This is a genomic window from Limnoglobus sp. (assembly GCF_059499385.1).
The window spans coordinates 138,618-158,486 of sequence record NZ_JCABYM010000144.1; the positions used below are offsets into that span (position 1 = coordinate 138,618).

The window sequence follows — 19,869 nt, forward strand, 5'->3', positions numbered from 1 at the left end:
TATCTGTGCTTTCTGTGTTCATCTGTGGCTAATTCCGAGGATCGACCATGAGCCGGGCGTACCGCGTCAGCGTGAAGGAGTCCGTCACCCGCGAGATCAAGGGGGCCGACGAGATTTCCACCAAGCTCGAACTGCTCGACATCCTCCCGCCGGAGGCGATGGGCGGCCTGCTCCGCGAGGAACTGAAGGCCCGCGGCTTCGCCGAGGACCCGGACGGCACGATGAGCCGCAAGGACGGCGACGTGACGGTGACCGTCGACCCGTGCGACGGCGAGGTCACGGTGAAGTCCGAACTCGGCAAGCAGGTCACGGAGAAGGGCCAGCGGGAGGGGTCGGCGTGGAACGACGCCGGCCCGTCGCGGCAGACGGTCGAGGACAACACCCGGCAGCAGTTGAAGAAAGACCTGGACAAGAAGATCGAGAAGGAGCAGGAGAAGCTGCAGAAGATCGCGACCGAGAAGCTGGAGAAGGAGCTGAACGACCTGCAGCCGGAGCTGAGCGAGATCGTGAACAAGGTGACGAAGGAAGCGCTGAAGCAGAAGGCCGCCCAGATGGGCACGATCCAGGAAATCAGCGAGGACCCGCAGACCGGGTCGATGACGATCAAGGTGGAAGTGTGAAGGCAGAGGTCAGAGGACAGAGATCAGAGGTCAGGAAAAGATCGACCGACGTTCTCGCCGCTGATCGCTGTTGATTTGTCTTTTCTGACCTCTGACCTCTGACCTCTGACCTCCGACCTCTGAACATGAGCCTATCCATCCTCGAGAAAGACCTCCCCGCCGCCCTCACGCCGGACCAGGCCGTGGAGGCCGCGTACGCGGCCGAACTCGCCGAGATCGCCGGGCAGCTCGTCCGCGGGCTGCCGTGCCTCGTCGAGTGCGACAAGGAACTCGCCCCGTACCTGTTCGTCAACGTCCGCAACCGGCTCAAGGACCGCGCCATCAAGTGCGTCTACCTCGACGGCCGGCCCCGCGAGGCGGACGCCGCCGCCGGCGGGCCGCCGATGGGCCTCATCGGCACGATGATCGGCCAACTCCGCGAGGCCGTCCGCGGCGCGGTCGAGCGGCGGGTCGTCGTGCTGCCGCACCTCGACCTGCTCACCACCAGCCAGGGCGGGCTGACGAGCGAGGCCCGCGAGGTCATCCCGCTCCTGTACGAGAACCCGGAACTCGTGTGGCTCGGGTTCAAGGACCCGTCGTTCCCGCTGCCGAAGGTGATCGAGAACCTGTTCCCGCACCGGGTCAGCATCCTCGGCATCGGCCGCACCCGGCTCCGCCACCTCGTCACGCAGAAGGAGGCCCGGAAGTTCGGCCGCACGTTCAACCCGTGGCAGCTCTACAAGTACCTGTCCGGGGTGAACGCGATCCGCGTCCGCAAGCTGCTCGGCACGCTGGAGGGCGAGGACTACCCGGCCGACCCGAAGGCGGCGTTCCGGCACCTCCGCAACGCGACGCTGACCGGCGCGATGGAGATTCCGAACATCGACCTGCAAACGGAGATCGGCGGGTACGACAAGGTGAAGAAGCGGCTCCGCGAGGAAGTGCTGGACGTGCTGGCGAAGCGGGACGCGGCAACGAACCCGGACGACGTGTCGCGGCTGGAGGAGCTGATCCCCCGCGGCATGATCTTCTGGGGCCCGCCGGGGACCGGGAAGACGTTCTTCGCGAAGGCCATCGCGACCGCCATCGGCGCGGCGATCCAGATCGTGTCCGGCCCGGAACTGAAGTCGAAGTGGGTCGGGGAATCGGAGGAAAATCTTCGGCAGATCTTCCACAAGGCCCGGCAGTCGGCGCCGTCGATCATCGTGTTCGACGAGTTGGACTCGTTCGCCACCGCCCGCGGGACGTACACCGGCAGCGGCGTCGAGCACAGCATGGTCAACCAACTCCTCACCGAGATGGACGGGTTCCACAAGGAGGAACTCGTGTTCGTCGTCGGCACGACGAACTTCGTCGAGTCGCTCGACCCGGCGCTCTTGCGGCCGGGGCGGTTCGAGTTCCACCTGCACATCCCGTATCCGGAGCCGCCGGACCGCCGGGAGATCGTCAAGATTTACAACGCGAAGATGCGGCTCGCCATGACCGAGGACGCCATCGACTACGCGGTGAAGCGGACCAACGATTTTGTCATCGGGGCGGCCGCCGGGACGCGGTACAGCGGCGACCACCTGAACGCCCTCTGCCGGTCGATCGCCCGGCTGCGGCTCCGCGAGGACCTCAAGGGCGACACGCAACCGGACCTCGTCGAGCGCGCCCTGACCGAGTGGGTCGAACGGCCGAAGATGACGAAGGCGGAAGAGAACGTGTTGGCGACGCACGAGGCAGGGCACGCGGTCGTGGCGATGTTCTGCGACCACGCCCCGCCGATCGAGCGGATCACCATCGCCAGCGAGATGCACTGGGCGTTCGGGTACGTCCGGTACGCCGACCCGGCCCACAAGTACATCCAGACGGTGAACACGTACCTGGACCTTATCTGCGTCGCCCTCGGCGCGCGGGAGGCGGAGCGGGCGTTCCTGAACGACCTCTCGCTCGGCGCGACCGGCGACCTGAACAGCGCCACGGCCATCGCCCGCGAACTCGTAGAGGTCCACGGCCTCGGCGGCGGGGAGTTGGCACAAGTGCAGTTCATGGACATGGACACCGGCCGCCGCCGGGCCGACCTGTCCGCCGCCACGCTCGCCGCCATCGACGCGAAGGTGGCGGAAATCCTGGAGCAACAGCGCGAGCGCGCGGCGAAGATCGTGACCGAGAACAAGAAGCTGATCGAAACGCTCCGCGACCTGCTGTTGGAGAAGAAGACGATTGACAGCAAGTCCCTCGGCCAACTGATGCCGGAGGCGAAGAACCTGAAGAAGCCCGCCGACAACGTGACCGAGAAGGAAGCCGTCGGGAAGACATAGGAATGGCCCGCAGATGACGCAGACCTCCGGACGCAGATAAATACCGGATCAAAACAAAGAAGGATTTTTGGTTTGATCCTCTTCATCTGCGTCGAAGTCTGCGTCATCTGCGGGCCAATCGAGGGACATCATGGCGCTCATGCAGATCATCCTGAAGCGGAACCCGGCGACCGGGAAGCAGAACATCTGGGTGAAGCTCGACAGCGACCCGGACGCGCTGCCGATCGAGCACGAGCAGTTGCACCGCAAGCTCGTCGAGAAGCTGATCGGGGCCGGCCTCGACCCGGACGACCTCGGCGAGATGATCGTCGAGCGGGAGGCGACGCCGAACCCGCCCGAGGCCCAGACGACGACCGAACCCGAACGCCAGAAGGCCGCGCAGGGCCGCTAAAATCCCACCATGATTCTCCTGTTCCCCAACCTCGACACGTTCCGGCTGGCGCTCACCGGCGGGATCGTGCCGCCGGACGTGGCGCTGTCGCCGGCGGCCGTCAGCCACGACGACGCGGGCCGCGTCTTCGTCGAGACGACCGGCAAGCTCACCAAGAAGGCGAAGGACGACCTCGACAAGCTCAAGGTCCTCGGCTCGAAGCGGCACGGCGGCGAGGTCGAGCAAGTCGCGTCGTGGCTGCAGGTGCTGCCGCTGACCGCCGACGCCGGGCCGCCGCAACTGGCGTCGCAGGCCCCGGTGCTGTTCGAGCTGTGGTCGCCGGACTTGCTGCCGACGGTCGTGGGCGAAATGCTCCGCCTCGGCAACGACCGCCAGAGCTACCGGATGCTCACCGAGGGCGACGAGACGCGCGTCCTCTTGCGCGTGATCGGCCCGCCGTACTACACGCTGCTCCGCGCCATCGACAAGCTCGCGGTCGGCAGCGGGACCGTCCGCGCGTACACGGAGCAGGCCCCGCGGGTGTGGGTCGAGATCGGGTTCACGCACCCGCTCGCCAAGCAGGTCAAGCCGGACGACGGGCAGATGCTCCTCGTGCGGTCGCCGCGGCACTGGCAGTACCTGCCGGACGCGGGGTTCCACGACGTTTACGAAATCCTGAACTTCACCCTGCCGAACACGCCGAGCGACTGGTCCGAAGGCGCGGCGAAGGGCCGGCTGACCGTCCCGCTGCGGTTGGCCGCCGGGAACGCCGCGGACCAGGCCGAGATGTGGGTGATCCGCAAGGACGGCCTCGGCCAACTGGAGGCGATGGTCCGCGACGCCGACGACCGACTGACGGAGCAGCTGCGGTTCGCCGTCGGCACGACCGAGAGCGGCGAGCAGTCCGTCGTCCTCGGCGTCGCGCCGTCGAAGAAGTCGTTGCCGGTGCTGGCGCTCGCGAACGCGGTCGCGTTCAAGTCGTACTGGCGGATCCCGAACCTGTTCCTGCCGGTCGGCACGCGGCTGCACCCGACCGTCCGCCGGGACGTGGTGACGAAGCTGCTCGCCGAGAACCGCGACCGCCGCGTGTGGCTGTTCCCCGGCCCGGACGGCAGCTTCGTCCCGGAGTCGATCTCGGAGAACGCCTTCCGCCCGCTGACCGACTGGGTCGAGTACGTCATCGACGCGAACGCGACCGACCTGCGGGAGTGGATCGCGTCCACCGAGTTCGACTTCGAGAGCTTCATCTGCACGGAAGGGCCGAAGCCGAAGCCGGACCGCGAGAAGCCGGAGCGGGAGAAGCGGCCGAAGGACGACGAGAAGGACGCGCCGGTGACGAAGCCGACGGCGACGCGGACCGGCGGCAAGAAGGCGACGACCGCGCAGTTCCAGCCGTTCGAGGCGGCCGAGGTCGCGGCGAAGCCGCCGAGCGAGTGGAAGATTCGGTGCGACCAACTCGAGCGGGAGTTCCGGGCGCTGGAGGGACCGCTCGACATGCCGGAGCGGCTGGCCCTGTGGCCGGAACTGGCGGTCGCGAACGCCGGGATGGGCGACGACCGCAAGGCCGAGGCCGCCGTGTGCTGGGTGAACAGCATGTGGGAGCAGCCCGCGCCGGCGGTTGAATTTGTCGGCGGCTGGGCGAGCACGGAGACGCCGGGCGTGCCGCCGTCGGCCGCGGAGTTCGACGCGCGGTTCGGCGTGAAGGGGCCGACGCCCAGCCAGGTGCGGGCGGCCGTGTCGCTATTCCTCGCCGCCGCGTACCAGCAGCCGCTCCCGGAATGGCTGCGGCCGCGGCTGCCGGCGGTCCAGAAATTCCTGGAGGAGCACGAAGCGAAGCTGCCGATCCGCGGCGTCTGGCTCGCCGCCGTCCGGCTCGCGCAGCTCGCCGGGGCCGACGTGCTGGGGTTGGCCCGCGTCCGCGACCGCCTCTTGAATCGCCTGCTGGAGAAAGGGCTGAGCGCCGAGCAGGACCTGCCGTCGTTCCTCCGGTTCGCCGGGTTGAAGAATTCGGAGCGGGTCCGGCTCGTCCGCGAGCGCGCCGTCGAGGTCCACCAGGCCGCCCGCAAGTGGGCCGAGGCGAGCCTCAAGCCCGCCGGCAGCGGGCAGACGCAGCAGGACTCGACCTGCACGCTCGCGTACCTCGACCTGCTGTTCGCGTTCGGCCTCGCCCGGCTCGGCGAGGTGACGCCGGCGCAGACGCTGCTCGACAACGCCCGCCGCACGCTCACGGCGCTCAAGCCGACCGAGACGAAGGGGATCGTCGCGAACTTCCTGTTCAAGGTGTTCAAGTTCCGCATCGACGACGCGCTGGCCGGCAAGCCGAACGCCGGGCTGCTCGCCCCGGACCTGCTCGACGAACTGGAAGCGATCAACAAGAAGGGCGGCACGACGGCGAACGACCCGCACAAGCTCGCCCACTACGTCATCAACCGGATGCGGCAGCAGTCCGAGATCGTCGAGCCGCAAGAGAAGAACGACCCCTACGCCGAGTGGATGAAGCACGGCGACGAGTTGAAGAAGGAACTGGCCGAGCTGCCGAAGCTCAAGGACGCGAACGTCCTCGGCAAGCGGATCCACGACCTGTTCAAGAACGGCGTGAAGGGCCGCGTGTCGAACGACACGAAGTTTACGGTCCTGCACGACGCCCTGCACCTGACGCCGCGGGTCGGGCACGACTTCGCCATCGACATGGTGAAACAGGTTCCGGCGGTCTTCAAGGAGATGACCGGCCCGGCCCCCGGCAACGACCTCGCGAAGAAGCAGGGCGAGCTGCTCGAACGCGCGATGTTCCTGGCGGCGCACTTCGACAAGACGGACCTCGTGCAGACGCTGGTGGACCAGTTCATCGCCTACGTCCACACGAAGCCGGACGAGCAGCGGTACGAGTTGGTGAACATCGTCGCCGGCCGCTGCCTCAAGAGCCTGCGGAAGGTCGGCCTGCGGGAAGAGATCGACAAGTTGCTGCGGCGGTTGCAGGACGAGATTCTGAAGGGCAAGACGCTGCCGCAGTTGAAAGCGCTGTACGCGACGAAGCCGGACGTGTGGGCCGACGCGCTGCAGACGATGCTCAACCTCGCGGCCGGGTGGCTGACGTTCGGCCTCTTGGAGCAGGCGACGCCAATCCTCGAAACGGCTCGGCAGGAGGTGCTGGGCGGCACGGCCAAGATGAGCGTACAGAAATTCACGAACGTCTGCCGGACCTACGTGGCGGCCGTCGGGCAAGGCCCGGCCGACGCCGGGATGCCGCGGCTGGCGGAGCTGTTCCAGAAGCTCGACCCGGCGAAGGTGACGAACACGTTCACGACCGCCCCGTACTACTCGCGGCTGCACCTGAACCTGATCGAGGAGGTCGTGCTGGCCATCGTCAGCGACGACTTCGCGCTCGGGCAGTCCGGCAAGCGATGGCTCGACGAGGACGAGCATTTGGTGCGAAGGCGCATCCACCGGGACATGAAGGAGTTGGTGAAGCGGACGGGGGTGTGAAAGGTCTCGTCCCGAGTCAGCGGTTCGGGACGAGAAGTATATAGCCGCCGGCTTGCCGGCGGGGTTTTGGAGTCGCAAAACCCCGCCGGCAAGCCGGCGGCTATATACGGTTTCGGGGTCACCACGAACCGATAGAATGTCCCACCTATGCCACCGAAAGCCGAACCCAACCTCGACGACCTGACCCTCGCGGACCTGCAGCCGGAGGCGGACGCCCTCCGCACGCGGATCAACCGGTTCCGCCAGTCGCTCGGCCGGTTCTTCGTCAACAAGCAAGAAATCCTCGACCTGATGGTCATCGCGGCCGTCGCCCAGGAGCCGCTGTTGCTCGTCGGGCCGCCGGGCACGGCGAAGTCGGACATCGTGCTGAAGTTCAAGGACGCCCTCGGCCTCGACGAGGGGGACTACTTCGAGTACATGCTGACGCGGTTCACCGAACCGAGCGAGATCATCGGCGCGATCGACATCAAGGAGCTCCGCGAAGGCCGCTACCTCCGCAAGAAGGAGGGCAAGCTGCCGACCGCGAAGCTCGTCTTCCTGGACGAAATCTTCAAGTCGAACTCGGCCATCCTCAACATCCTGCTCACCATCATCAACGAGAAGAAGTTCTACCAGGAGGGGAAGCCCGAGCCGGTCCCGCTGCGGGTGCTGTTCGCGGCGACGAACGAGATTCCCGAACAGGGCGAGCTGGCGGCGCTCAAGGACCGGTTCGTGCTGAAGGTGATGAGCCGGCCGGTGCAGGACACGCACTTCCCGGAGCTGATCGACGCCGGGCTGCGGGGCGAGGCGTACAAGGGCCTCAACCAGCGGCCGTGGGTCGAGGGGCACGCGACGCTCGACGACCTGCTGAAGGCGAACCGCTACCTGACGCACCTGTTCGCCCGCCGGTCGGCGGACAAGAACGGCGACGAGGTGACGGACCGGCAACTGTTCTTCCCGGACGACGTGTTCCGCGAGTTCCAGCGGCTGGTGAAGACGCTGATCCGCGAGGACCGCATCTTCATCAGCGACCGGAAGCTGGTGAAGCTGTACAAGCTGCTCCGCGTGCGGGCGTGGCTGTTCGGCGGCGGCACGGTCGGCCGGGACGATTTGCGATTGCTCGCGTACCTCGGCGAGACGCATCAGGAGATCGAGCAACTGCGGGAGAAGGTTCCGCAGTTGCTGGGGGACGTTTAGTTTTTGGGCGAAAGCCCCGGCACGGCCGTGCCGGGGCTTTCGCCCATGAAAACAGAGTTTGCAATCACATCCCCGATTCTCACCCGCCGCGGTCACGGCGTCAGCCGGTACTCGGGCGGGAACGTCGGCGTGCCGCCGGGCTGCGTGCAGACGTAGGCGGCCACGGCCGTCGCCCATGCGTTGATCGCGTCCAACCCTCGGCCGTGGGTTAGCCCCAGGGCCAACGCCGCCGTGAAGGCGTCCCCCGCGCCGACCGTGTCGGCAACGGCCACACTCACGCCGGGGGTTTCGCTCCGCCGGCCGTCCGCGGCCAGCAGCACCGCGCCGTTCGGCCCGCGGGTCAGTGCCGCGTACCGCAGGCCGTGGCGGGCCATCACCGCCCGCAGCACGTTCTCCGGCTCGCCACCCACGTTCAACAGGCCGGCCAGGATCGGCAGCTCCTCGTCGTTCAACTTCAGCACGTTCGCCAGCGCCAGGCTCTCGACGACGACCTCCGGCGTCCAGTACGGCGGTCGTAGGTTGATGTCGAGAATTCGCAGCGCGTCCGGGCGGGCGGCCGCCACGGCGGCGCGGATCGTGCGGCGGGATTCGTCCGCCCACTGGCCGAGCGTGCCGAAACAAACCACGTCCGCTTCACTTGCCGCAGTTCGTAGCGATTCGCCCCACGGGACGTGGTCCCACGCCGGGTCCGGGATGAACTGGTAACTCGGCCGGCCGGCCGCATCGAGGCACACCAGCACCTGCCCGGTCGGCCGGTCCCGCGTGGCGACGAGGGCCGTGTCCACGCCGCGCTCGGCCAGCCGCTCGACCGCCCGCTGACCGAGGTCGTCGCCGCCGACGGCGCTCGCGAGTGCCACGCGGGCGAGCGGACCGCCGAGGCCGGCGCAGCCGCACGCGAAGTTCGCCGGCGCGCCGCCGAACTTCGCCCCGTCCGGGAACACGTCCCAAAGCACCTCGCCGAGCGCGAGGATCGACTTCGCGGCCATCACCGCACCCCGAGCTTCTGCTCGATCTGCTCCAGCGGCACGCCCTTCGTCTCCGGGACCATCGCCGCCACCCAGACGAGTTGCAGCACCATCATGAAGCAGAAGAACGCGAACACCGCCCCCGGCGCGAACGCGGACACCACGGCCGGGAAGAACGTCGTCAACAGGGCGGCGAAAATCCAGTGCGTGAAGCTGCCGAGCGCCTGCCCGGTCGCCCGGTGCTGGGTCGGGAAGATTTCCGAGATGAACACCCAGATGACCGCCCCCTGGCCGACGGCGTGTGCCGCGATGAACGCGAAGATGCAGTACGGGACGATCGCGAACGTCTCGGTGAAGAACGCCCACGCGCACAGGCCCAGCGACAGGATGTAGCCCACCGAGCCGATGTACAAGAGCGTCCGCCGGCCGAGCCGGTCGATGAGCCACAGGCCGAGGAACGTGAAGAGGAAGTTCGTGACGCCGATGCCGACGGACTGGAGCAGGGCCGCCTTCTCGCCGAGGCCGGTCAGCTCGAAGATCCGCGGCGCGAAGTACAGGATCGCGTTGATGCCGGAGAGCTGGTTGAAGAACGCGATCAGGAACGCGAGGAGGATCGGCGTCCGCAGCCGGGCCGTCCAGAACCCCTCGGCGGCCGTTTCGGCCTTCGCGGCCGTGCGGATTTCATCGGCGAGGCGGTCGAGTTCCTCCGGCGACAGGTCCGCGTTGACGAGTTTCAGGACGCGCAGCCCTTCCGCCTGCGTCTCCGGCCGGCCGAGCAGCCACCGCGGGCTTTCGGGGATGCCGAGGGCCATCACCGTGTAAGCGAGGGCCGGGATCGCGACGATGCCGAGCATCCACCGCCAGGCGTGCTCGCCGAGGCCGGCCAGCAGCGAGTTCGACAGGAAGGCGACGAGAATGCCGAACACGATGTTGAACTGGAACAGGCCGGTGAGCAGGCCGCGGTGCTTCGGCGGGGAAATCTCCGAGATGTACAGCGGGGCGGCGATGGTGCTGACGCCGATGCCCAGGCCGCCGACGAACCGGGCGGCCATGAGCTGGTACACGTCGGTGGCGACGCCGCACCAGACGGCCGAGACGAAGTAGAGCGCGCCGATGGCGAGGAGCGTCTTCTTGCGGCCGAGCCGGTCGGTCGGCCACCCGCCGACGAGCGACCCGACGACCGTGCCCCACAGGGCGGACCCCATCGCCAGCCCGTGCAGCGTGTCGCTGAGGCCCCACAGGGACTGGATCGTCTTCTCCGCCCCGGAGATGACGACGGTGTCGAACCCGAATAGGAACCCGGCGAGCGCCGACGTGAGCGCCCAGTAGAACAGGCGAGAGGTCATGACCGCCTCGGGGGAGGGGAGGGTTACTTCTTCGGCCAGATCGACCGCATCGGGTGGACGGTCAGCGAGACGGTCGCCGCCCCGCCGACGGCCGACACGCGGACGGCGTCGATCTCCTGGCCGCCGTCCTTGCGGGCCGCGGTGACGTAGGCCGCGCCGTCGTTGCCGACGAGTTCGAACATCGGCCGGTCCACCACGGCGCGGAGCCGCAGCTTCTTCTCCACGAGCGGCAGCGCGATCTCCTCCCGCTTCCCGTCCGGCAGCGGCGCGACCAGCTTCTGTGTCGCCACGTTGTAGGAAACCGCGTTCGTGCCGAACTCCAGCTTCAATTCCTTCACGTCGCCAGGCTCGACTTCCAGAACGATGTCCATCAGTTGACCGGGGGCCTTCACCGTCAGCGGCTTCTCGGCCGTCACGGTTTCACTTACCGTTTTGGCGTTCCCGCGGAGGGTTTCGATCTCCTTCACCGGCTCGGCGAACATGCGGACGCCGGCGGCCGTCGTCTTCAACTTCAGCTCGATGGGCAGGCTGAACGCCTGGTTGAACGGCATGTTCGGCATCTCGATTCGCGCCCAGCCGACCTGAATGACCCGGCCGCCCGGCGCGCGGTTGAAGCACTGCGGGGCGTAGAACGGCCCGTGGTGGACGCGGTGCTTGCCCTTGTGGTCCGGGGTGAACGTCTTGCCGTCGAACGTGCCGACGGCGTACCGCGCGTCCGCGGCGAACAGCACCCACTTCTTCTTCCCGGCGTCGCCGTCCACCGGCAACTCGAACAGCTCCGGGCACTCGAAGTAGTCCTCGACGTGGCCGGTCTTCTCCCACTTCTTCAGGTCCTTGCTGGAATAGAACTCGACGCAGTCCTTCTTGTCGATCTTCGTGTAGACGGCGACGACCCAGTGCTTGCCCGGCTCGTACCAGATGAGCTTCGGGTCGCGGCCCTCGCCCTTCCGCTTCGGGATGACCGGGTTCTCGGCGAGGTACTTCCACGTCCGCCCCTTGTCCGTGCTGACGGCGAGGCACTCGCCGGCCCCGGTGTCGGTGAACGGGGCGACCATCGCGCCCGCCCCCCAGCCGCCGCTGTTGTGCTCGTCGACGTGGGCACTGCCGCTGAAGCAGTGGCTCTTCGCCATCGTCCGCGGGTAGAGGGCGTAGGGCAACTCCTCCCAGTGGACGAGGTCCGTGCTGACGGCGTGGCCCCAGTACATGTTCCCCCACTGCGGGCCGAACGGGTTCGACTGCCAGAACAGGTGGTACTCGCCGTCGTGGTAGACCATCCCGTTCGGGTCGTTGTTCCAGCCCTTCAACTGGCTGAACCGCAGCTGCGGGCGGAGCGCCTCCTGGTACAGCGGCTGCGAGTAACGAACGGTCACGTCGTCCGACCCGACGATCGCGTCGACGGCCTTGCTGTCTTCGGCCACGTTCTTCGCGGTGACCTTCGCCGTTTTGCCGGCGAACGGGTGGACCTCCATGTGGGCCAGCCAGTCGGCCTTCCCCGCCGCGAGGTTGATGTCGAAGTCGTGGACGACCTTCCCCTCCACCTCGATGGTCATCCGCACGGGCTTCGCCGCGTTGCCGATCGGGAACAACAGGTACTTCGTCATGACAGCGATCTCGCGCGACCGGTCCACGAGCGGCGTGACCTTCGCCTCCGGGCCGGCCTTCGTGTCGCTCTGGACGACGTGATCGACGTTCACGTGCCCCCACCCGCCGGTCGCGGCGTCCACGATCTGAATCGTGACTTCCTTCCCCTTGAACTCTTTCACGTCCCAGTGGGCGGCGGCCAGCTCTTCGCTCCCGCCCGCCTTGTCGTTCGGCCCGACGGCGGTGCGGACGACCTTGCCGTCGCGGAGCAGGTTCATGCACGTCTTGCCGGGGAAGCCACCGCCGCCGATGAGGAAGTTGAGGTAGTCCCGCTCGACCTTGAACGGCGGGGACGTGAGCGTGCCGGTCGAGCCGTCGCCGCCGGCGTAGCTGTTCGCCAGCCCGGTCCCGCGGAACCCGGTCACCTTCATTTGGTTCGGCAGCGTCCCCTTCGCCGGCCGGTCGCCGAACGCCTTCCCCTCGACCTTCCAGTTGCCGTAGGTGTCCCCCTCGAAGTCGGCGACGACGAGGTCCGGCTCGGCGGCGCTGGCGGCCGCGGCCGACAATGCGAGGGCGGCGGCGAGGAAGAGGTGGCGCATGCGTCGTTCCCCAGGGGTCGGGCGTTCCGTTCTCGTACAGGTATTGGATTTCGCCGCGCGGAGGGAGGTGTGGGGTTCCGGCCGGAATGAAAGCATCCGCCCCCAAACGGTGGCATCCCGCCCGACAGGGGGACCGTTGGAACATGATTTGCCGTCATGTGGGGGGAAATTCATCACCCCGAGGTCCCGAAATGGCTACCACCCTCCTCGCCACGGCCGTCAAGTCGGTCGGGCCGTCCGACTCCCTCGCCGCCCGCGCGGTCGATCGGCTGCCGACGACGTTTACGAACGTCAGTTCCGTCGAGCGGTGGCTGTCGCTGGCCGCCGGCGGCGGGCTGCTCGCCTGCGGGTTCACCGGCCGCGGGCCGACGCCGCTGTCGATGCTCGCCGGCGGGTACTTGCTCTACCGCGCCGCCACCGGGCACTGCCCCGCATATCAAGCGATGCAGTTCAGCACCGCCGATTCGACCGCCCCGAACACGGCCGTCGCCGCCGGGCACGGGACGCGGGTGGACGCGTCGGTCGTCGTCAAGGCGACGGCGAAGGACGCCTACGAATTCTGGCGGGACTTCGAGAACCTGCCGCGGGTCATGACCCACCTCATCGACGTGGACACGACGACCGACGGGCGGTCGCGGTGGGCCGCCCGCGGGCCGCTCGGCACGCGGGTCGTGTGGGACGCGGAACTCGTCACCGACACGCCGGGCGAGGTGATCGCGTGGAAGTCGCTGGCCGGGTCGGACGTGGACACGGCCGGGTCGGTCCGCTTCCGCCCGATCCCTGGGAAGAAGGAAACGGAGGTGCGGGTGTCGCTGAAGTACGACCCGCCGCTCGGCAAGGTCGGCACGGCCGTCGCGAAGCTGTTCGGCGAGGAGCCGGGCCAGCAAGTCCGCGCGGACCTGGAGCGGTTCAAGCAGGTGATCGAGGCGAGCGACCGGGCGCGGGAGAAGAAAGAGTAACCGCCCGTGGAACCCGGAGCGGGAGCGACGGGGTGTTTCCGAGAGACGCCCCGTCGCTCCCGCTCCGGGTTCCGCCTTATCCCGCCCGGACTTCGCCGCCGAGGAGGGTGAGGATTTCGCCGTTGATGTAGCTGCTGTCCGCCTCGGACGCGAAGAACACGAACGCCGGGGCGACCTCCTCCGGCTGGCCCGGCCGCTTCAGCGGCGTGTCCGCCCCGTGCTTCGCCACCTTCTCGGCCGGCTTCGACACCGGTTGCAGCGGCGTCCAGATCGGGCCGGGGGCCACGCAGTTGACGCGGATGCCCCGCTCGATCAGGTTTTGTGCCAGCGACTTCGTGAACGCGTGGATCGCCCCCTTCGTGCTCGCGTAGTCCATCAGCGTCTTGTTCCCCTCCAGCCCGGTGATCGACCCGCAGTTCACGATCGCCCCGCCCTTCGGCAGGTGCGCAACGGCCGCCCGTGCCAGGTAGAAGTACGCGAAGATGTTCGTGCGGAACGTCGTCTCGATGTCCTCGTCCGTCAGCTCCTCCAGCCGCTCCCGCGTCTCCTGGTAGGCGGCGTTGTTCACCAGCACGTCCAGCCGGCCGAACGCCTTGACCGTCTCCTCGACCGCCCGCGTGCAGAACTTCGAGTCCTTCACGTCGCCGGGCAGGAGCAGGCACTTCTTCCCCTCCTTCTCGACGGCCGCCTTCGTCTGTTCCGCGTCCGACTGCTCGGCGGGCAGGTAGACGACGGCCACGTCCGCCCCCTCGCGGGCGTACAGGACGGCGACGGCCCGGCCGATGCCGGAGTCCCCGCCGGTGACGAGCGCGGCCTTCCCGGCCAGCTTCCCAGACCCCTTGTATAGGGGGGCCTGGTAACGGGGTTGCGGGTCCATCGCCGAGTCCAACCCCGGCTTCGGCTGCGTCTGCGGCGGGAGCGGGGACATCGGCTCGTTCTGCGTCTTCATGGGGGGTCTGCCTTCGATGAGGTGGAACCGCGGGACAGGGCAGGAACCGTGCCGGTCGCCCCGGCCGCCTCGGCCCACCGTTCTTTTTGTCATCGGGCCTCGTCCGGGCCGCTCCCGACAGTAGGCCCCGTCCCGTCGTCGCGCATGGCCGTTCCCGCCGCGGGACCGGGTGCGAATTCCGAGGCCCGGCGAGCGCACTCGCCGGGCCTCTCTCGTCATGCGACACGTCATCGGACCGCCGGGCGTCGCCGGGGGTCGTCGCCCTTACGGCCGGCTCGTGCCCGCGCCGGCCTTCCGCAGGACGACGCTGACGTGCGTTTTCATCTGCGGCCCCAGGGCGGTGATCCCGGCCGAGCCGCCCGGCCCCGTCCCGCCGGGCTGCGCGGCCGTCCCGCCGGCCGGCGGCGCGGGGGCGTCCGCCGGGGGCGTCGTGCCGGGGTTCGTGCCCGTGCCCGTGCCGGTCGCCGGGGCCGTCCGCGTGCCCGAGCCGCTCGGCTCGAACACGGAGATCGCCAGGAAGTCCGGCGTCAGCACGTACACGCCGCTCATCGCCCCGGCCGTGGTCGTGCGGGTCGCGTCCGTCGCGCGGTTCGCGTCGGTCCCGCCCGCGGGCGGCGGGGTGGTGGTCGCCGGCGGCGCGGTCCCGGTGGTTCCCGTCCCGCCGGGCGTGTCGAACTTCCCGTCCCCGTTCGCCTCGCGGACGGTCAGCCGCCCGTTGCCGCTGAAGTCGAGCCGCATCGCCCGCATCTTGTTCGGGCCGCCGGCCGCGGCGCTGTTGAACGTGACCGTGTTGCCCTTGATGCTGACCGTCATCTTGTCCGCCCCGTCCACCGCCGCGCCGGCGCGGGCGGCGCTCACCACCGTCCACTCGCCGTCGAGCGTCACCGGCTGGTCCGCCGCCCGGTTGGCCCGGTCCGGCTGCGTCTGCCCGGGGCGGTCCTGCGGGGCCGCCAGCGCGACGGCGGCCACCCCCGCGGCGGCGAGGACCCCGACGATTCGTGTTCGCATGTTCGTCTCCTCGGCCGGTGGGAAAGGTCGCGCCGCCGGCCCCGGCCCGCGCGGACGGCGGCCGGGGGTGGGTGCAGCGAAAGTGCCGAAGGGGAAGAATCGCCGGGCGACGCCGCAGAATCCCGACAACGGAGGGGTGAAATCGGAGGCCACGGTCCGAGTGGCGGCGGCCGGCGGGCAGCCCGACGCACATTCGGCGGTGGGGGAGTTGCGCGGGTCGTTGCCGGGGCGGGCCGCCACCGGCGTCATGTGCTAGACTTCCGCGGCGGCCCGTCACCCTCCCACCTGGGGCCGTTCTCCAACCCGCTGCGCCCGGCCGGGTTCGACCGAAATCTTCGAGAAATTTTCGACAGAGTTTGTCCCCGTCCGCGTACCCTTACGGTCAGGTTCGGAGCGAGACACCATGGCGGACCTCCACGCGTGCCCGACCGGGGACGACCTCCGGAAGCTGCTCACCGGGACCTACGCCGGGCCGGACCCGGACGCCACCCGCGAGCACGTCGTCGGCTGCCCGGATTGCACGTACCGGGCCGAGAGCCTGCTGAAGACCGACCCGCTCCTGGCCGACCTCCGGGCCGCCCACCGGGTCGGCGCGTCCGGGCCGGCCAAGACGCTCGTGGCCGAGTTGCTCCGCCGCGGCAAGCGGGGGCCGGCGGCCCCCGGCCCGGACACGTCGTTCCTCGGCCCGCCCGCCCCGGACACGCCGACCGACCTCGGCAGCCTCGACCGCTACCGGGTCGTCCAGTTGCTCGGCCACGGCGGCATGGGGATGGTCTTCCGCGCCATCGACCCGACGCTCCGGCGGACCGTGGCGCTCAAGGTCATCCTGCCGAAGTACGCGGGGAACGCCGGGCTGCGGCAGCGGTTCCTGGAGGAGGCGCGGGCGACGGCGGCCGTCCGGTCCCCGCACGTCGCCGAGGTGTACGACTGCGGCGTCTGGCAGGGCGTCCCGTTCCTGACGATGGAACTGCTCGCCGGGCAGACGCTCGACAAGCGGCCGCGGCCGATGCCGGCGGAGGCGGTCCGGCGGATCGCGTTCGGGATCGCGAAGGGGCTGTCGGACGCGCACCGGGCCGGGATGATCCACCGCGACCTGAAGCCCGGCAACATCCACCTCGGCACGGACGCCCGGACCGGCAAGCCGACGGTCAAGCTGATCGACTTCGGCCTCGCCCGCCCGGTCGAGCGGACGACGGAGGTGACGAAGGCCGGCGAGTTGCTCGGCACGCCGGCGTACATGTCCCCGGAGCAGGCCCGCGGCAAGCCGGTCGATAACCGGACCGACCTGTACTCGCTCGGCGTCATCCTGTTCCAACTGACGACCGGGAACTTGCCGTACGAAGGCGCGAGCGAGGGGGTCATGGCCATCCTGACGGAGCTGGCCACCCCGGACCCGCTGCCGGCCGTGCGGACCGTCGTGCCGGACCTGCCGGCGTACCTGGCGGACCTGATCGACCGGCTGCTCGCGAAGAAGGCGGCCGACCGCCCCGCGTCGGCGGACGAGGTCCTCGCCGTCCTGAAAGCCGGGCCGGCGTCCGCGGCGGAAGGTTCGGCGGCCGCAACGCCGGCGGTTTCGACGCCGTACCTCGCGGTGCCGGACGCCTCGCTCCCGTTCGCGCCCGAGTCCGTCACCGAATCCGTCCCGCCGGCGGCCGGCACGACCACGGCCGCCTACGTCCCCGCCCCCGCGTCGGTCCCGGCCGGCACGACCACGGCCCCCTACGTCCCGGCGGCCCCGGAAACGGTACCGGCCGCCCCCACGGCGCAGGAGGAGACGCTGCCGTTCCAGGACATCGCGGCGGCCCCGACGGCGGTTCCGGCCACGACCGTCCCGCCGACGGTCGCCGTCCCCCCGCCCCGGCCGCGGCCCGTCTGGCTGCTGCCGGCCGCGTGCGTCGGGCTGGTCGTCGGCGGGCTGCTCCTCGGGTTCGCGCTGGGCGCGTTCAAGGCCGGCCCGGCCCCGACGCCCGCCCCGGCCCCGGCGGTCGAGTTCGTCCTCGTGTTGCAGTTCCCGCCGACGAACCTGGAAGTGCTGATCGACGGCGAGGCCGCGAAGGTGGAGGCGGACGCGGACCCCGGCCGGGCGCGGGTCCGCGTCGCCCGCCGGTCGTTCGCGCTCAAGGTCCGGCGGGCCGGGGTGGTCGTGGCCGACGAGCGGGTGGAAATCCCGGCCGACCGCCGCGGCGCGGTCGCGTGGGTTCACAAGCCCGTCGAGCGGCCCGCCCCGCCGCCGCCGGTCGTGGAACCCGACCCGCGGCCGGCCCCCGGCCCGAGCCGGCCGTTCCCGAACCCGCGGCCGCCGATCGGCCGCACCCCGCCGCCGCCGGTCCCGCCGTTCGTCCCGCCGTCCCGGTCGCACGCCGTCGTCGGCGGGACGTGGGAACGCACCACCGACGAGCTGTTCTTGGCCAAGACCGGCCTCGACAAGACCTCCACGCTGCTGATGGGCGAGCCGGAGTGGACCGATTACGACTTCGCCCTGGAGTTCTTCCGGACCGGCCGGGCGAAGACGGAACTCGGCCTCTGCTTCCGCACGTCCGACGCGGAACGGTACGTCCTCAACCTCGCCTCCGCCGACAACAAGGGGGTCATGCTCGTCCACTGGAACGGGACGGCGCGATCGGAGGTCGCGAACGCCGGGTTCGTCGTGAAGCCGAACGCCTGGTACGCCGTCGTCGTCCGCGTCCGCGGCCCGCGGGTCGAGTTCCTGATCGCCGAAGCCGGCCGCGTCCCCCAACCCCTGCTCACGGCCACCGGCCTCGCCGTCGCCCGGGGGAACGTGGGCCTGCTCGCGTTCGAGTCGGGCTACCGGTTCCGCGACATCAAGGTCACGACGCCGACCGGGCAGGCGCTCTGGACCGGCCTGCCGGACGTGAGCCGCGTCGCCCGGCTGCCGGCCCACCTGGACTGGACGCCGTTCGTCCCGCCGGCCGGTCACAAGGCGATCCTGGACGACAACCTCGCGACCGACTGGATGACGGAACCGGCCGATTCCGGGCCCTGGGTCATGGTGAACAACGCCGCCGTCTCCGCGACCGCGGCCGACTTCCGGAAGCGGACGTACCTGCTGACCAAGAAGGACTACGCCGACTACCGGCTGCGGTTCGAGTTCTCCGGGGACGACTTCGCGTCGCACGGCGGGGTCGTCGTCCGCGGCGTCCCCGGCGAGCAGCTCAAGCACGCGACCGGGCAGCGGCTGCTCGACCACCCGCTCGTCCGGCTGACGTGCGGCCTGAAGTTCGACGACCCGAACGGCATGGGCCACTGGCTGGCGGACGACGGCCGGACCCCGGCCGGGCGGTTCGCGGCCGCCGCGACCGACCAGTGGCACCCGGTCGAGGTCGTCGTGGTCGGGGACGCCTGCACGGTCGAGCTGGACGGCCGGCTGTTGACCGAGATCAAGCTCGACCGCGCCGCCCGCGTGCCGCCCGGCTTCGCGGCGGGGCTGGCCCGGAAGGCCGGGCGGGTCGGGTTCCTCGTCTCCGGCGGGACGATGCAGTTCCGCAACGTCTCGGTGCAGGAGGTCGCCCGGCCGGACCCGGCCGTCGCGGCGAAGCCGCCCGCGCCGGCCCCGCCGCCCGCCCCGGTCGTGCCGCCGATGGCCGGCGACCCGTTCACGGAAGGCTCGACGTGGCGGGGCGTGAAGATCATCGACACCGGGACCGGGGCCGGCACGACCAGCTTCTACGAGCTGCGGATCGAGTCGCGGACCGGGAACGCCTTCGCCGGGGCGGTCGTGGACAAGGGGCCGGCCACGCGGGAGTTGGTCGTGACCGGCAAGGTGGGCGGCGGGAAGATCGAGTGGAAGGAGGCGGACCGCGACAAGCGGGACCACGCGACGACCGTGACCGGGGCGATCGCGGACGGGATGCTGACGCTCGACACGGCCGGGAGCTTCGGCCCGGCCGGCACGAACAAGGGGCGGGCGAAGCTGTGCCGCGACCGCGGGGCCGGGAACGTGTTCGACGACTTCTACCCGATCTTCAACGGCCGGAACATCGAGACGTGGTGGGAGCCGCACCCGGACCACCGGGACGGGTGGGCGGTGACGCCGACCGGCACGCTCGTCGGCCGCGGGAAGGGGCCGGCCCACCTGTACACGAAGCTCGACTTCGAGAACGTCCACGTCTGGTGCCGGGTGCGGGTGAACGACGGCGGGGACGCCGGCGTGCTGGCCCGGACGCCGTTCGGCCCCGGCCCCGGCGGCGTGCCGGAGGGGTACGAGGCGCAAGTCGCCACCAGCCGGGCGAAGGAACCGGCCGGCAGCCTGCTCCGGGTGGCGGAGGTGAAGGCCGTCGGTAGCGTCCCCGTGAAGGCGGACGAGTGGTTCGACCTGGAGCTGATCGTCCAGGGGAACCGGCAGACGGTCCGGGTGAACGGGAAGGAGACGGCCGACGTGCGGGACATCAAGCCGCTGTCGAAGGGGCGGATCGCGCTGCAGGCCCGCGACGCGAAAACGACGGTCGAGTTCGCGATGATCGCCGTCCGCGAGTTGAAGCCGTGACGCCGCCCGGCGATAATGCCTCTCGGT

Annotated in this window: 12 protein-coding genes; 7 read left to right on the top strand and 5 right to left on the bottom strand. The window is 69.8% G+C overall.

The window, feature by feature from the left end; all coding sequences use genetic code 11:
* Positions 1-47: 47 nt before the first annotated feature.
* The 5 genes from AC5JJ2_RS25730 (at position 48) to AC5JJ2_RS25750 (ending at position 7,931) form a co-directional block, all read left to right on the top strand.
* On the top strand, positions 48-620 hold the full coding sequence (locus AC5JJ2_RS25730) for a hypothetical protein (RefSeq protein WP_495860913.1): 573 nt from the start codon (positions 48-50) through the stop codon (positions 618-620).
* A gap of 125 nt (positions 621-745) precedes the next feature.
* Positions 746-2,902, top strand: a complete 2,157-nt coding sequence (locus tag AC5JJ2_RS25735) for an AAA family ATPase (RefSeq protein WP_495860914.1) — start codon at positions 746-748, stop codon at positions 2,900-2,902.
* 130 nt (positions 2,903-3,032) lie between these two features.
* Complete coding sequence (locus AC5JJ2_RS25740; RefSeq protein WP_495860915.1) at positions 3,033-3,293, top strand: hypothetical protein; 261 nt, start codon at positions 3,033-3,035, stop codon at positions 3,291-3,293.
* A 9-nt stretch (positions 3,294-3,302) separates the two neighbouring features.
* Positions 3,303-6,755 carry a DUF8586 domain-containing protein gene (locus AC5JJ2_RS25745; RefSeq protein WP_495860916.1) on the top strand — a complete coding sequence of 1,151 codons (3,453 nt, stop codon included), beginning with the start codon at positions 3,303-3,305 and terminating at the stop codon, positions 6,753-6,755.
* A 147-nt stretch (positions 6,756-6,902) separates the two neighbouring features.
* Positions 6,903-7,931: an AAA family ATPase gene (locus AC5JJ2_RS25750; protein WP_495860917.1), complete on the top strand. Its 1,029-nt coding sequence runs from the start codon at positions 6,903-6,905 to the stop codon at positions 7,929-7,931.
* A gap of 92 nt (positions 7,932-8,023) precedes the next feature.
* On the opposite strand, the gene AC5JJ2_RS25755 is transcribed toward AC5JJ2_RS25750, so the two are convergent.
* The 3 genes from AC5JJ2_RS25755 to AC5JJ2_RS25765 are packed head-to-tail and all read right to left on the bottom strand — an operon-like array spanning position 8,024 to position 12,422.
* Positions 8,024-8,917 (bottom strand): carbohydrate kinase family protein, encoded by an 894-nt coding sequence (locus AC5JJ2_RS25755; protein WP_495860918.1) that lies wholly within the window; start codon positions 8,915-8,917, stop codon positions 8,024-8,026.
* The gene (locus tag AC5JJ2_RS25760; protein ID WP_495860919.1) at positions 8,917-10,242 is read right to left on the bottom strand and encodes a sugar porter family MFS transporter; all 1,326 of its coding nucleotides are present in this window, start codon (positions 10,240-10,242) and stop codon (positions 8,917-8,919) included. The genes AC5JJ2_RS25755 and AC5JJ2_RS25760 overlap by 1 nt, the downstream gene beginning before the upstream one ends.
* A gap of 23 nt (positions 10,243-10,265) precedes the next feature.
* Positions 10,266-12,422: a glycoside hydrolase family 32 protein gene (locus AC5JJ2_RS25765; protein ID WP_495860920.1), complete on the bottom strand. Its 2,157-nt coding sequence runs from the start codon at positions 12,420-12,422 to the stop codon at positions 10,266-10,268.
* A 191-nt stretch (positions 12,423-12,613) separates the two neighbouring features.
* Here AC5JJ2_RS25765 and AC5JJ2_RS25770 point away from each other — a divergent pair, with 191 nt between their 5' ends.
* On the top strand, positions 12,614-13,381 hold the full coding sequence (locus AC5JJ2_RS25770; RefSeq protein WP_495860921.1) for an SRPBCC family protein: 768 nt from the start codon (positions 12,614-12,616) through the stop codon (positions 13,379-13,381).
* Positions 13,382-13,457: 76 nt separating this feature from the next.
* On the opposite strand, the gene AC5JJ2_RS25775 is transcribed toward AC5JJ2_RS25770, so the two are convergent.
* The gene (locus tag AC5JJ2_RS25775) at positions 13,458-14,330 is read right to left on the bottom strand and encodes an SDR family oxidoreductase (protein WP_495860922.1); all 873 of its coding nucleotides are present in this window, start codon (positions 14,328-14,330) and stop codon (positions 13,458-13,460) included.
* 264 nt (positions 14,331-14,594) lie between these two features.
* Complete coding sequence (locus AC5JJ2_RS25780) at positions 14,595-15,338, bottom strand: hypothetical protein (RefSeq protein ID WP_495860923.1); 744 nt, start codon at positions 15,336-15,338, stop codon at positions 14,595-14,597.
* Positions 15,339-15,741: 403 nt separating this feature from the next.
* On the opposite strand from AC5JJ2_RS25780, the gene AC5JJ2_RS25785 reads away from it, so the two are divergent.
* A complete protein-coding gene (locus AC5JJ2_RS25785; RefSeq protein ID WP_495860924.1) occupies positions 15,742-19,842 on the top strand; it encodes a 3-keto-alpha-glucoside-1,2-lyase-like domain-containing protein in 4,101 nt (1,366 codons plus the stop codon).
* The last annotated feature ends 27 nt before the right edge of the window (positions 19,843-19,869 follow it).

Coding starts and splice junctions, on each gene's coding strand:
- AC5JJ2_RS25730 (WP_495860913.1), top strand. CDS start 48: ATGAGCCGGGCGTACCGCGTCAGCGTGAAGGAGTCCGTCACCCGCGAG.
- AC5JJ2_RS25735 (WP_495860914.1), top strand. CDS start 746: ATGAGCCTATCCATCCTCGAGAAAGACCTCCCCGCCGCCCTCACGCCG.
- AC5JJ2_RS25740 (WP_495860915.1), top strand. CDS start 3,033: ATGGCGCTCATGCAGATCATCCTGAAGCGGAACCCGGCGACCGGGAAG.
- AC5JJ2_RS25745 (WP_495860916.1), top strand. CDS start 3,303: ATGATTCTCCTGTTCCCCAACCTCGACACGTTCCGGCTGGCGCTCACC.
- AC5JJ2_RS25750 (WP_495860917.1), top strand. CDS start 6,903: ATGCCACCGAAAGCCGAACCCAACCTCGACGACCTGACCCTCGCGGAC.
- AC5JJ2_RS25755 (WP_495860918.1), bottom strand. CDS start 8,917: ATGGCCGCGAAGTCGATCCTCGCGCTCGGCGAGGTGCTTTGGGACGTG.
- AC5JJ2_RS25760 (WP_495860919.1), bottom strand. CDS start 10,242: ATGACCTCTCGCCTGTTCTACTGGGCGCTCACGTCGGCGCTCGCCGGG.
- AC5JJ2_RS25765 (WP_495860920.1), bottom strand. CDS start 12,422: ATGCGCCACCTCTTCCTCGCCGCCGCCCTCGCATTGTCGGCCGCGGCC.
- AC5JJ2_RS25770 (WP_495860921.1), top strand. CDS start 12,614: ATGGCTACCACCCTCCTCGCCACGGCCGTCAAGTCGGTCGGGCCGTCC.
- AC5JJ2_RS25775 (WP_495860922.1), bottom strand. CDS start 14,330: ATGAAGACGCAGAACGAGCCGATGTCCCCGCTCCCGCCGCAGACGCAG.
- AC5JJ2_RS25780 (WP_495860923.1), bottom strand. CDS start 15,338: ATGCGAACACGAATCGTCGGGGTCCTCGCCGCCGCGGGGGTGGCCGCC.
- AC5JJ2_RS25785 (WP_495860924.1), top strand. CDS start 15,742: ATGGCGGACCTCCACGCGTGCCCGACCGGGGACGACCTCCGGAAGCTG.